11 protein-coding genes and 2 riboswitches are annotated in these 12,069 nt (G+C 71.2%); of the genes, 5 read left to right on the top strand and 6 right to left on the bottom strand.

The annotated features are described in order from the left end of the window. Positions 1-24: 24 nt before the first annotated feature. Positions 25-672 (bottom strand): AAA family ATPase, encoded by a 648-nt coding sequence (locus tag TU31_RS04225; protein ID WP_042149972.1) that lies wholly within the window; start codon positions 670-672, stop codon positions 25-27. 298 nt (positions 673-970) lie between these two features. Continuing rightward, positions 971-1,066: riboswitch (glycine riboswitch) on the top strand. Continuing rightward, positions 1,067-1,184: riboswitch (glycine riboswitch) on the top strand. 33 nt (positions 1,185-1,217) lie between these two features. Between TU31_RS04225 and gcvT the strand changes: the two genes are divergently transcribed. The 4 genes from gcvT to TU31_RS04205 all read left to right on the top strand — a co-directional run bounded on the left by gcvT (position 1,218) and on the right by TU31_RS04205 (position 6,084). Then, positions 1,218-2,345 carry a glycine cleavage system aminomethyltransferase GcvT gene (gene gcvT, locus TU31_RS04220; RefSeq protein ID WP_042149011.1) on the top strand — a complete coding sequence of 376 codons (1,128 nt, stop codon included), beginning with the start codon at positions 1,218-1,220 and terminating at the stop codon, positions 2,343-2,345. 123 nt (positions 2,346-2,468) lie between these two features. Next, positions 2,469-2,846, top strand: a complete 378-nt coding sequence (gene gcvH / locus TU31_RS04215) for a glycine cleavage system protein GcvH (protein ID WP_042149008.1) — start codon at positions 2,469-2,471, stop codon at positions 2,844-2,846. Between the two features lie 124 nt (positions 2,847-2,970). Continuing rightward, positions 2,971-4,230: a serine hydroxymethyltransferase gene (glyA, locus tag TU31_RS04210; protein WP_042149005.1), complete on the top strand. Its 1,260-nt coding sequence runs from the start codon at positions 2,971-2,973 to the stop codon at positions 4,228-4,230. 468 nt (positions 4,231-4,698) lie between these two features. After that, positions 4,699-6,084, top strand: a complete 1,386-nt coding sequence (locus TU31_RS04205) for an L-serine ammonia-lyase (RefSeq protein WP_042149003.1) — start codon at positions 4,699-4,701, stop codon at positions 6,082-6,084. Between the two features lie 160 nt (positions 6,085-6,244). Here TU31_RS04205 and TU31_RS04200 read toward each other — a convergent pair whose 3' ends face one another. Then, the gene (locus TU31_RS04200) at positions 6,245-6,529 is read right to left on the bottom strand and encodes a hypothetical protein (protein WP_042149000.1); all 285 of its coding nucleotides are present in this window, start codon (positions 6,527-6,529) and stop codon (positions 6,245-6,247) included. A gap of 218 nt (positions 6,530-6,747) precedes the next feature. Next, positions 6,748-7,455, bottom strand: coding sequence for a phosphatase PAP2 family protein (locus TU31_RS04195; RefSeq protein WP_042148997.1), 708 nt, complete (start codon positions 7,453-7,455; stop codon positions 6,748-6,750). Positions 7,456-7,736: 281 nt separating this feature from the next. On the opposite strand from TU31_RS04195, the gene TU31_RS04190 reads away from it, so the two are divergent. Further along, positions 7,737-8,156 (top strand): BlaI/MecI/CopY family transcriptional regulator, encoded by a 420-nt coding sequence (locus tag TU31_RS04190; RefSeq protein ID WP_042148992.1) that lies wholly within the window; start codon positions 7,737-7,739, stop codon positions 8,154-8,156. A 206-nt stretch (positions 8,157-8,362) separates the two neighbouring features. On the opposite strand, the gene TU31_RS35785 is transcribed toward TU31_RS04190, so the two are convergent. The 3 genes from TU31_RS35785 to TU31_RS38465 all read right to left on the bottom strand — a co-directional run bounded on the left by TU31_RS35785 (position 8,363) and on the right by TU31_RS38465 (position 11,953). Then, positions 8,363-10,831: an LAETG motif-containing sortase-dependent surface protein gene (locus tag TU31_RS35785; protein ID WP_052718811.1), complete on the bottom strand. Its 2,469-nt coding sequence runs from the start codon at positions 10,829-10,831 to the stop codon at positions 8,363-8,365. A gap of 179 nt (positions 10,832-11,010) precedes the next feature. Beyond that, the gene (locus tag TU31_RS04180; RefSeq protein ID WP_219819182.1) at positions 11,011-11,727 is read right to left on the bottom strand and encodes a DUF6333 family protein; all 717 of its coding nucleotides are present in this window, start codon (positions 11,725-11,727) and stop codon (positions 11,011-11,013) included. A 52-nt stretch (positions 11,728-11,779) separates the two neighbouring features. Continuing rightward, positions 11,780-11,953, bottom strand: coding sequence for a hypothetical protein (locus TU31_RS38465; RefSeq protein WP_158894241.1), 174 nt, complete (start codon positions 11,951-11,953; stop codon positions 11,780-11,782). Positions 11,954-12,069 lie beyond the last annotated feature (116 nt).

Below are 12,069 nucleotides of genomic sequence, written 5' to 3'. Positions count from 1 at the left end.
GTGTGCGGGGGCGCGTCCGGCGACTCAGTGGAAGGTGACGGTCTCCAGGGCGCTCGCCGCCCGCCGGTCGAGGAGGACGGCAGAGCAGAAGCCCTTCGGCAGCCGGGCCGATTCCGCGGCGCCGACCAGCCGGCCCACCGCCCCGCGGTGCCGGGCGAAGGCGTACCCCGACACCCCGCGACCCCGTGACTCCTGGCCGGAAAGCGCCACCTCGGGCGCCACATCGAGCAGCACCAGATGCGCCCCGCGGCCGCCGCGCCGCGCCGCGCGCGCGATCCAGCGGCGCACCCACGCCAGCGTCCCGCAGTCGTGCACCACCACACTGGCGCCGGAGCGCAGCGCACGGCCCAGGGTCAGATAGTGGGCGGCCCGGACCAGCGGGCGGTAGAGCCCGTACGGCAGCCGGCGCAGCCTGCCGTGCTCCCAGCGCTCGCGGACGTCCTGGGAATCGATGCGGTGCACGACGGCGCCGTGCCCGTCCAGCGACGGCACGACCCGGTGCATCAGGGTGCTCTTGCCGCTGCCCGGCAGCCCGGAGACCACCACCAGGTCGCCGGCCGGGAACCGCAGCTCGGTGGCGCCGGGCGGGCGCCGCTCGCCCCGCAGGTCCACGACCGCGGTGCGGCGTCCGGGCCGGATGACGGCCCGCCGCGCACGGCCGGGCCGCGACATGGCGGCGGACGGCGCCGTCGGCACGGCGTCCGGGGGCACGACCCCTGAAGTCGCCCCGAATGCCGCTTCGCTGTGCACCGTGATCGCCCTCCCCGCCCGTTCTGGTCCGGTTCGAGTCCGTCCCCTACCCGCAGAGTGTCAAGAAAAGGTAATGCCCATCAAGGCGATTGTCCGATCTGCCCACGTCGTGGGCGGGGCGGCGGCGGGGGCTCCTTTATCCGGCGTTCCCGTGCAATGATGTGGCCGCCACGTGCACATCACAGCTCACCCGTGCACCGCCAACTGCATACCGGCCGCTTGAACCCGCGCGGGAGAGTCCCCGGCCGCCACGGCGGGGCGCCGAAGGAGCAAGTCCTCCCTTGAATCTCTCAGGCCCCTATACCGCACGGGCGAGGCAGATCTGAAAAGCGAGCCGCCGCCCGGCTGACGGGGCGGCTCCACCCAAGGTGCAAACCGGGTCCTTTCGCGGGATACCGGTGAACCTCTCAGGTTCCGATGACAGATGGGGAGAACGTCTTGTCACCCCTGCCTGGGAGCCCAGAACCATGACTGATGCCCCCCGCCGTACCGCGCTGGATGCCACCCATCGCGCGCTCGGCGCGACCATGACCGACTTCGCCGGCTGGGACATGCCGCTGCGCTACAGCAGCGAGCGGGACGAGCATGTCGCCGTCCGTACCCGCGCCGGACTCTTCGACCTCTCCCACATGGGTGAGATCACCGTCACCGGGCCGCAGGCCGCCGACCTGCTCGACTACGCGCTGGTCGGCAACATCGGCGGCGTCAAGACGGGCCGCGCCCGCTACACCATGATCTGTGAGGAAAAGGGCGGCATCCTCGACGACCTGATCGTCTACCGCCTCGCCGACCAGGAGTACATGGTCGTCGCCAACGCCTCCAACGCCCAGGTGGTGCTGGACGCGCTGACCGCTCGGGCGGGCGGCTTCGACGCCGCGATCCGCGACGACCGGGACGCCTACGCACTGCTCGCGGTGCAGGGCCCGGAGTCCCCCGGCATCCTCAAGAAGCTGACGGACGCCGATCTGGACGGTCTGAAGTACTACGCGGGGCTGCCCGGCACGGTCGCCGGGGTGCAGGCGCTGATCGCCCGTACCGGCTACACCGGTGAGGACGGCTTCGAGCTGTTCGTCCGGCCGGCCGACGCGGTCGCCCTCTGGGAGGCGCTGACCGAGGCGGGCAAGGACGCCGGTCTGGTGCCCTGCGGGCTGTCCTGCCGGGACACCCTGCGCCTGGAGGCGGGCATGCCGCTCTACGGGCATGAGCTGACCACCGCGACGACGCCGTTCGACGCGGGCCTGGGCCGGGTCGTGAAATTCGAGAAGACCACCAACGGCGGGGACTTCGTGGGCCGCGACGCCCTGGCCGAGGCCGCCGAGCGCGCCGAGACCCGGCCGCCGCGCAAGCTGGTCGGGCTGATCGCCCAGGGCCGCCGGGTGCCGCGGGCCGGATACCCGGTCGTCACGGCCGACGGCACGGTCATCGGCGAGGTCACCTCCGGGGCCCCGTCCCCCACGCTCGGCAAGCCGATCGCCATCGCCTATGTCGACGCGGCCTACGCCACGGCGGGCACGGAGGGTGTCTGCGTGGACATTCGTGGAAGCCATGAGCCGTACGAGGTCACTGCGCTGCCGTTCTACAAGCGGCAGAAGTAACCGTTCATCCACGGCAGGCGGCGGCGCGCGCCCGCGCGTCTCACTGCGCAAGACGTGCCCCCGGACTTCGTCCGGAGGTGCCCCCCTTCACGATCACACCCTCGCGTACAGGAGAATCGAGCCATGAGCAACCCCCAGCAGCTGCGCTACAGCAAGGAGCACGAGTGGCTGTCGGGCGCCGAGGACGGCGTCTCGACGGTCGGCATCACCGAGCACGCGGCCAACGCGCTCGGCGACGTCGTCTACGTACAGCTCCCTGAGGTCGGCTCCACGGTCGCGGCGGGCGAGACCTGCGGTGAGCTGGAGTCGACCAAGTCGGTCAGCGACCTCTACTCGCCCGTCGACGGTGAGATCGCCGAGATCAACGAGGATGTCGTCAACGACCCCTCGCTGGTGAACTCCGCCCCGTTCGAGGGTGGTTGGCTGTTCAAGGTGAAGATCAGCGGCGAGCCGGGCGACCTGCTCTCGGCCGACGAGTACGCCGCCTTCATCCAGAGCTGAGCCCCGGCTCTCCCCCGCTCCCGGGCCCGCCCGGACGGGAGCCCCGACCGCCACCGCCCGCGCGGAAGCTCCCCCGGACCCGTCCGGAGAGGCCCCTCGCGCCCCTGACTCCCCAGGAAAACTCATGTCGCTTCTCAACAGCTCCCTCCATGAGCTCGACCCCGACGTCGCCGCCGCCGTCGACGCCGAGCTCCACCGCCAGCAGTCCACCCTCGAAATGATCGCGTCGGAGAACTTCGCTCCGGTCGCCGTCATGGAGGCCCAGGGCTCCGTCCTCACCAACAAGTACGCCGAGGGCTACCCCGGCCGCCGCTACTACGGCGGCTGTGAGCACGTCGACGTGGTCGAGCAGATCGCCATCGACCGCATCAAGGCGCTCTTCGGTGCCGAGGCCGCCAACGTCCAGCCGCACTCCGGCGCCCAGGCCAACGCCGCGGCCATGTTCGCGCTGATCAAGCCGGGCGACACCATCCTGGGTCTGAACCTCGCCCACGGCGGGCACCTGACCCACGGCATGAAGATCAACTTCAGCGGCAAGCTCTACAACGTGGTGCCCTACCACGTCGACGAGAAGACCAACCTGGTCGACATGGAGGAGGTCGAGCGCCTCGCCAAGGAGCACCGCCCCAAGCTGATCGTCGCCGGCTGGTCCGCCTACCCCCGCCAGCTCGACTTCGCCGCCTTCCGCCGGATCGCGGACGAGGTCGGCGCCTACCTGATGGTCGACATGGCGCACTTCGCCGGTCTGGTGGCGGCGGGCCTGCACCCCTCCCCCGTGCCGCACGCCCACGTGGTCACCACCACCACCCACAAGACCCTCGGCGGCCCCCGCGGCGGTGTGATCCTCTCCACCCAGGAGCTCGCCAAGAAGATCAACTCCGCGGTCTTCCCGGGCCAGCAGGGCGGGCCCCTGGAGCACGTGATCGCCGCCAAGGCCGTCTCCTTCAAGGTCGCCGCCTCCGACGACTTCAAGGAGCGCCAGCAGCGCACCCTGGACGGCGCCCGCATCCTGGCCGAGCGCCTGGTACAGGACGACGTCAAGCAGCACGGCGTCTCGGTCCTGTCCGGCGGCACCGACGTCCACCTCGTCCTGGTCGACCTGCGCGACTCCGAGCTGGACGGCCAGCAGGCCGAGGACCGCCTCCACGAGGTCGGCATCACGGTCAACCGCAACGCCATCCCGAACGACCCCCGCCCGCCGATGGTCACCTCCGGCCTGCGCATCGGCACCCCGGCCCTGGCCACCCGTGGCTTCCAGGCCGAGGACTTCCGCGAGGTCGCCGACATCATCGCCGAGGCCCTCAAGCCCAGCTACGACGCCGACGCCCTCAAGGCCCGGGTCACCGCGCTCGCGGACAAGTTCCCGCTCTACCCGTCGCTGTGACGCGTCACCTCCGCTGAACCCCCGCCCCGCCGCCATCCGGCGGGCGACGGGCCACGGAGCGTGAGCCCGGGGCCGACCGCCCCGGGCTCACGGCCACCGGCCCTGCTCCTCCCCTCCCGCAGGTCCCGGCGGTTTCCCGTGAGACCTGCGGCACACCGTGCCGGCACGGCGGACGGCGACAGCCCCGTCACAGGACCGGTCCAGCGGGCCCCGGCCCGCACTCGATTCCGTACGCCGGGCCCCGCCCACGCGGCCACCGGGCCCTCGACGGCCCGGCCCCCACACGGCCGGCTTCCGGTTCCGTATCCACCCCGACACCAACTGTTACCCCTGACGACGGGCGCCCGCGGGTTTCCGTCCGACGGCGCTGCACCGCGTCCGCGTTACGCTCGACAAACGGCGCAGAAACACCCCCTCCTGCCCCATTGCTCCACCGTCCACCACGAGCAGACAAGGGAGTCCGCCCCCGTGGCCATCTCCGTCTTCGACCTTTTCTCCATCGGCATCGGCCCCTCCAGCTCCCACACCGTCGGCCCGATGCGCGCCGCCCGGATGTTCGTCGGACGCCTCAAGAAGGACGGCCTGCTCTCCCAGACGGTCCGCGTCCGCGCCGAGCTCTTCGGCTCGCTCGGCGCCACCGGCCACGGCCACGGCACCCCCAAGGCCGTCCTCCTCGGCCTCGAAGGCCACTCCCCCCGCACCGTCGATGTCGAATCCGCCGACGCCGAGGTCGAGCGCATCCGCACCACCAAGCGGCTGCGGCTGCTGGGCGCCGAAATAGGCAGCGCCCACGAAATCGACTTCGATGAATCGGCCGAGCTGATCCTGCACCGCCGCCGCGCGCTGCCGTACCACGCGAACGGCATGACGCTCTTCGCCTACGACGCGGCGGACGCCCCCCTGCTGGAGAAGACGTACTACTCGGTGGGTGGCGGCTTCGTCGTCGACGAGGACGCCGTCGCCGGTGAGAACCCGATCGTGCCCGACGACACCGTCCTGACCCACCCCTTCCGCACCGGCGACGAGCTGCTGCGGCTGGCCCAGGACACCGGTCTGTCGATCTCCGCCCTCATGCTGGAGAACGAGAAGGCCTGGCGCACCGAGGACGAGATCCGCGCCGGGCTGCTGGAGATCTGGCAGGTCATGCAGGCCTGTGTGACCCGCGGTACGAGCCGCGAGGGCATCCTGCCCGGCGGGCTGAAGGTCCGACGCCGCGCCGCCCACTCCGCCCGCCAGCTGCGCTCGGAAGGCGACCCCACCGCCCGCGCGATGGAGTGGACCACGCTCTACGCGATGGCCGTGAACGAGGAGAACGCGGCCGGCGGCCGGGTCGTGACCGCCCCCACCAACGGCGCGGCCGGCATCATCCCCGCCGTCCTGCACTACTACATCAACTTCGTGCCCGGCGCCGACGAGGACGGTGTCGTCCGCTTCCTGCTCGCGGCCGGCGCCATCGGCATGCTCTTCAAGGAGAACGCCTCCATCTCCGGCGCCGAGGTCGGCTGCCAGGGCGAGGTCGGCTCGGCCTGCTCGATGGCCGCCGGCGGCCTCGCCGAGGTCCTCGGCGGATCTCCCGAACAGGTCGAGAACGCCGCCGAGATCGGCATGGAGCACAACCTCGGCCTGACCTGCGACCCCGTCGGCGGCCTGGTCCAGATCCCGTGCATCGAGCGCAACGGCATGGCCGCCGTCAAGGCCGTCACCGCCGCCCGGATGGCGCTGCGCGGCGACGGCCGCCACCACGTGTCCCTCGACAAGGTCATCAAGACCATGAAGGACACCGGCGCCGACATGAGCGTCAAGTACAAGGAGACGGCGCGGGGCGGGCTGGCCGTCAACATCATCGAGTGCTGAGGGGGTGCCGGGCCCGGCCGCGCGTCGTCGATGACCGCGTCGTGGCCCGGCACTCGGGATCGGGGCGCCGTGCGGATGCGGACACGGCGCCCCGAGGCGTGGGACTTGACCGGGAGCGGGGGTGGCCGGGGCCGGCGGCGGCCAGGGCGGTGACCGGGGGCTATCTGCCGATCTCCCAGGCGAAGGGCGGGAGTTCGCGGGCCCGGGAGTAGACGTCCAGGGCCTGTGGCGCGGGGACGAAGGGGTGGACCCGGGCGCCTTCGAGGCCGGCCAGCAGGCGGGCGCAGTGGTGGACACAGCCGGCGGACTCGCGGCCGTGGCGGTCGACGATGGTGGCCGCGTCCCGCGGTCCCTCGCACGGCGTGGGGTCCTTGGCGGCGGCGGCCGGGCAGCGCCCGTGGGACGCGGTGCGCCACGGCGGCGGGGTGTCGAGTGGCTGGTTCATCGGTGCGTTCCCCCTGGTGGTGCGGTGGTACGTGCCGTGAGCGGCGCCGTGGCCGGATCGCTTCGCCGTCCCGGCGCCCAGGACAGTGCTGCTCGGCGCGGGACACGTCCATGCCGCCTTGGGGAAGACCTGGTCCGATCGTCAGCTGTTCATGGGAATGGGTGCCGTGGGGCGGCCGACGCCGGGCCGTGGAGGCGCGGCGGCGCGTACCGGGCCGGTCAGGCGCGGTCGGGCCGACGGAGGGCGAACGGCTCCAGAAGCAGCGCGAGGGCGAGCAGTCCGGCCGCCAGGAACCAGCCGCCGAGGACATCGCCGGGCCAGTGGACGCCCAGGTAGACGCGGGTGAGGCCGACTCCGGCGGCCCAGAGGGCGAGCACCGCGCACCAGGTGCGGGCCACGGCGGGGCGGGCGCGCCGGGCGATGCCCCAGGCCAGGATTCCGGCCGCCAGCGCCGAGGTGGTGGCGTGGCCGGAGGGGAACGCGTATCCGGAGGCGGGACCGGTCCAGTCGGCGGCCGGCGGGCGGGGGCGGGCGAGCAGCTCCATCAGGCCGTAGCGGATCGCCTGGCCGGCGGCGAGGACGACGACGGCACAGCACACCGCGCGCAGCCGGCCGCGCGCCCGCCGGCCGGCCAGCAGACCGGCGAGCACCGCCATCAGATACGGGACCGGGCCACTGCCGGTGGCGGTCAGCGCGCCGGCCATGGAGCGCGCGGGCTCCCCGCGGTGCGCGGCGGACCAGCGGACGGCGGCCTGTTCGGCGGCGAGCGGGACGCCGTGCCGTACGGACACCGCCACGGCCGTGGCGGCGAAGAGCGCCGCGCAGGCCGCGGCGACGGCGAGGAGGGCGGCGGTATCGCGGCGCGGGGGCGGCGCCGGCCGTGGCTCTTCCGCCGCCGGTCCCGGCTCCGGTCCCGAGGCGGTCACCGCGCGGCCGCCAGGGGGTACGGGCGGGTGGCCCGGAGGACGGTCCCGGCATACGAGGCGACGGCGATGCCGAGCGCTCCGGACCGCGTGGGCAGGGAGCCGGCGTCGCACCCGTTCACGGCCTGGGCAGCCCTTCTCACCCGCGGAAAGGCGGCGGCTACGGCCATGTCGGCGGCCCCTCCGATAATGGGTTGCGGGCCTGCCGTGCGACCGGCCCGACCGACTACCGTCACGTAGACGGTCCACGGCACTGTAGACGACGAACAGGTGGAGGGCGTGCCATGGCGGAGACACCACCTGTGCGGCGGCGCCCGCCCGGCGAGCTGGAGGCGGGCGTGCTCGCGGCGCTCTGGGCGGCCGAGGGCCCGCTGAGCCCCGCCGAGGTGCAGAGCGCCCTGGGCGGACGGCTCGCGCGCACCACCGTCACCACGATCCTCACCCGGCTGCATGACAAGGGGGCGGTGTCCCGCTCACGGGTCGGCCGGGGCTTCACGTACTCGCCCCTCCAGGACTCCGCGGGGCTGACCGCCCGGCGGATGCGCAAGGAACTCGACAAGCAGCCCGACCGCGGCGCCGCGCTCGCCCGCTTCGTCTCCCAACTGCCCAGCGAGGACGAGGAGTTGCTGCGGAATCTGCTCGGAGGGGCGGGGGGCGGGGCGCCCCGGGGGCCGCAGCCCGGTGCCGGGGACGACGCTTCCTGATCCAGGCCCGTAGGGGGTGCCGTCCGGCGCGGGCCCTCTGGAGTGCGCCGACGGGCGCTCGATCATGGAGGTCTCCCGTCGGCTGCGGATCACCCCGGACACGGTCCGCACCCCATGACCAGAGCTTCGCCCCCTGGTGGGAAAGGGAAGGGTTCCACCCGGGTCGCGGGTGGAACCCTTCCTGTGAGGTGTACTGCCCGGCCGGGCTACTCCTGGGCGGTGCGGTGTCGGCGCATCCACCACATGAGGCCACCGCCGGCCGCCGCGAGCACCGCAGCGATGCCTGCGATCAGGCCGATGGGGGTGTTGCTGCCGGTGTCGGCAAGATCGCCGTCAGGGTCGCCTGGGTCCGATGCGGCCGGGGGCTGTCCGCCGCTGCTGTGCGTCGGATCCGGCGTGCCCGGCGTGGAGGGTTGGCCTGACGGGGTCGGCTTGCCGGTGTGCGACGGGGTGGGTGTCGGGGTGGGGGTGGGGTCGCCGCCCGGGTCCTCGCCGCTTTCGTCGCCGCTGGGTCCGGCGCCGAGGTAGAGGGTGTCGGTGTCCCGGTAGGAGGTGTCATCGGATTCGCGGGAGTTGCGGGTGGTGTTGTCCAAGTCCCGGTTCTCCAGGTTGAAGCGCGTCTTACTGATGTTGCGCTTGGGCTGCCTGGAGAAGTCGACACCGCCGACGCCCTGCTTGTAGATCTTGCCGCCGTACTCCAGCTCGAACCACTCGATGCCTTCCTTGTACGACTTCATGTACTTGTCCCAGACCTTCTCGCGGGTCCAGTCCTGGTGCGGGGCTCGGATCGGCCATGCGGACACATCATTGGAGTTGATGATCTGGTGGAAGTCCGTCGGGGACTTGGCGTCGGTCTGGCGGATGTACTCGGCGGCGACGCGAGCGTTGTAGACGGCGCGCAGCTCGGCGTACTTGGGGTCCTTGTTCACCCGTTCCTGGATGATCGGGACGATGTTGGCGTTGACCGACGCCTCGATCCGCTTCTTTTCGGCGTCCGAGAGGTCAGTGCACTCGGTGGAGCCGGGGACGGTGTAGTCGACGTCCAGCCACTCGGCGGAGACATCCATCGGCGAGTCGAGGATGTAGATCCCGCCGTCCTGCTCACGGACCTTCGCCTCGTCGGGCTCGATCCAGAACCGGGTACCGGGGAAGCACGGCATGCCGTTGCGGCGCGGCGCGGAGTCCCAGTAGCGCTTACCCTCCACGTGCTTGTTCGGGTTCAGCGCCTCGGAGAAGTCGTACTTCATGAGCAGATCCGCGTCGAGGAGGACACGGCCGGCGTCGGTCTTACCGAATTTCGCGTCCATGACCTTGGCCGGCTGGTCCGGGTTCAAGTTGACCCAGAACTTCTCAGGGGTCAGCGCGAGCCAGGTGAACAGGGCGTCAGAGGAAAGCTGCATCCGCTTCTCGCCGCCGAAGCCGGGGTTGTTGTCCGGGTCGGGCATCTGGTCGGCACGCATGGAGTACTGCATGCCCTTGCCCTTGCCGAGGCCACCGACGTAGCGGAGCTCCATGGTGGTGAAGTCGACGCCGCCAGGGCCGCCCCTGGGGAGGGTGCCCCTGGGGTCGAGGCGGTTGGCATCCCTCTGGAAGCGCTTGGCCTCTTCCAGGGTCTTCCCGGAGGAGATGGCTCGCTGGTTGGCGGGGCCGCGGGTGCCGCAGTTGTTGGCGCCGGCCGCCAGGAGCTGCGTCCGCGTACCGCCGCCGGTCTGGCAGGCGGGGGCGAACCACCGCTGGTGGTCGGAGAATCCGCGGATCGGAGTGGTCTTGGGCACCGGGTTGTAGAACCGCTGGTTACCGCGGACCTGCCCAGTCTTGCCGTTTCGCATGGCGCGGACGTCGCGTTCCAGGTCGTTGATGTGCTTGACCTGGCCCTTGGTGAACTTCTTCGCGCCGATGAAGCGGAAGGTGTGCTTGGGCATCGACTTGGCGACGACCCGGTCTTTCGCGAGCTGCTTGGCGGTCAGCTTGCTGTTGGATTTGAACTCGTTGAACTCTTTGGTCTTCTGGTTGTAGGCGTCGTAGCGGCGCTCGCCGACCTTGTCGCCGTTCTTGTCGAACAGCTCGACGGTGACCTCACACAGCCAGTCCGGGCCGACCAGGCGGTAGTCCTTGACGAGCTGCCGCTCGAAGCCGGAGCCCTTGTGGTTGTTGATCTGGTTGCGGATGTACCGCTTGTCGAACCAGTGCTTGAACCCGAGGCCCTCCTTGTTCGCGAAGTACCGGGCGTAGATCTCCATGGCCCGGTCCTCGGGCTTCTTGGAGATGTCGGCGGCCTTCTTCCAGGCCGCCACGTTCTTCTCCAGGTCGCCGGGGACCTTCGACAGCGCCCGCGTCTTCTCGTCGGCCGTCGGCGTCTTCAGGCCGTCGTACGCCTGGCCGGGAAGGTCGTACTCAAACTTCCGCGGGAGGGCGGTGTCCTTGTAGAGGTTCCCGGTCAGGTCGTTGGGGAACCCGGAGTTCGCTGGGGTCTTCGCGGCGGCCGGGAGCTTGTTGCGGACGTCGCAGCGCTGGCCGGAGCCGGGTTTCATCTTCGCCGAGACCGGCGGCAGCTTCGGCGGCGCGGCGTGCACGGCCGGCAGCCCGGTCACGGTGACGGCCGCAGTCAGGCCGAAGGCGGCCGTGAAACGGGCCGCTAACCGCCACCGGGACGGTATGCGGAGCAGTTTGTTCAAGAGCTCGTCTTTCCCTCGGGTGGGGCCTGAGGGGTCGTGGGCGGCACGTGGGCCCCCGTGACGTGTACGCGCCGCCCGGACACCATAGCCCCAACTGCACCCAGATAAAGCCGAGTTAATGGAGTGTCGACATGGCTATCCGCGGCCCCTCCAGACAGCGGGCGCCGCTTCCTTGCGCCTCAGATGAAGTACAGGCCCTCCATCGAGCAGACGGACAGATCGCTGTGTTGTACTCGGAAGGCGGTGGTCTGCATCTCCTCCCATCCCCAGGGGTCCGAGTGCCCCAGTGCCAGGCCGGCCAGGGAGGCCCATTCGATCTCGTGGTGGGGCTGGTCCAGGTCGATATCGGCGGCGGTGAGCATCCAACTGCTCAGGCCGAGGCTGGCGGTGACGGCGTGGGGGTCGCCCAGGACGACGAACGGTTCGTCGTCGGGCCAGCCGGAGGCATGGAACATGGCGCCGTCGGGGAGTATCACGACGGTTTCGGTGTGCTCCATTCCGCCGTAGTAGGTGACGTGGCCCACGATCCGCGCTGCGGGGAAGCGCTCCCGCATCCGTTCGGCTTCGGCCAACAGCGGGTTCCCGTTGCCGTCGTCGGCGAAGGCAGGGGTCGAAATGGCCCGCATGCCGCCCCACACGGCGGCATGAACGATGTCCAGATCGGAACGCACCGACGAGGGCAGCGGCGTCTGCACGGAGCGCGGACCGAGATCCTCCAGGACCTCCTCGATGCCGCCGAACGACTCGACGAACAGGCGGGCCTGATCGGAGTCGTTGGCCGGGAGGCTGCGAGCGTCGATGGTGAACGGCGGCTGAGCCACGGTGAGATGACACAGGCCCATCGAGCCGCGAACTATCCGGTCCGGGGCAGAAGTCCAGTACTTGGTATCGGTCATGCGGGCCACCGTAGCGGCCGGTGGTGACAACCCTCCCCCGGGACTGCACGCATCAGTTGCGGAAAGCCGGCGGCAGTGGGGGCGGCCCCTGCACCAGCGCCTCGGGCGGCACCGGCAGCCGGCGGCGGCAGAAGCGTCGGGTGCGGATGGGGGGCTCGCGCGGCGCGATCCGGGAACGGTACGGGCCCTGCTGTGCGCGCAAGTGGGCGATCTTCTTCCATGCCACCAGGGCGCCCCTCGGCGCACTCCAGCACGATCCGCGACCGCTGAGCCAGGGCCTGGGCGGTCGCACGACGACACAACCGGCCGTCCCGTACAGCCCGTTGGGCACCGGCCGGCGAC

It is taken from the genome of Streptomyces lydicamycinicus, assembly GCF_000829715.2.
Classification (GTDB): domain Bacteria; phylum Actinomycetota; class Actinomycetes; order Streptomycetales; family Streptomycetaceae; genus Streptomyces; species Streptomyces lydicamycinicus.
This window is presented reverse-complemented; position numbering and strand designations above follow the sequence as displayed.

What these genes read in the sequence shown, in the direction of transcription:
- glyA (WP_042149005.1), top strand. Translation starts at nt 2,971, where the DNA reads ATGTCGCTTCTCAACAGCTCCCTCCATGAGCTCGACCCCGACGTCGCC.
- gcvH (WP_042149008.1), top strand. Translation starts at nt 2,469, where the DNA reads ATGAGCAACCCCCAGCAGCTGCGCTACAGCAAGGAGCACGAGTGGCTG.
- gcvT (WP_042149011.1), top strand. Translation starts at nt 1,218, where the DNA reads ATGACTGATGCCCCCCGCCGTACCGCGCTGGATGCCACCCATCGCGCG.
- TU31_RS04225 (WP_042149972.1), bottom strand. Translation starts at nt 672, where the DNA reads ATGTCGCGGCCCGGCCGTGCGCGGCGGGCCGTCATCCGGCCCGGACGC.
- TU31_RS04190 (WP_042148992.1), top strand. Translation starts at nt 7,737, where the DNA reads ATGGCGGAGACACCACCTGTGCGGCGGCGCCCGCCCGGCGAGCTGGAG.
- TU31_RS04200 (WP_042149000.1), bottom strand. Translation starts at nt 6,529, where the DNA reads ATGAACCAGCCACTCGACACCCCGCCGCCGTGGCGCACCGCGTCCCAC.
- TU31_RS04180 (WP_219819182.1), bottom strand. Translation starts at nt 11,727, where the DNA reads ATGACCGATACCAAGTACTGGACTTCTGCCCCGGACCGGATAGTTCGC.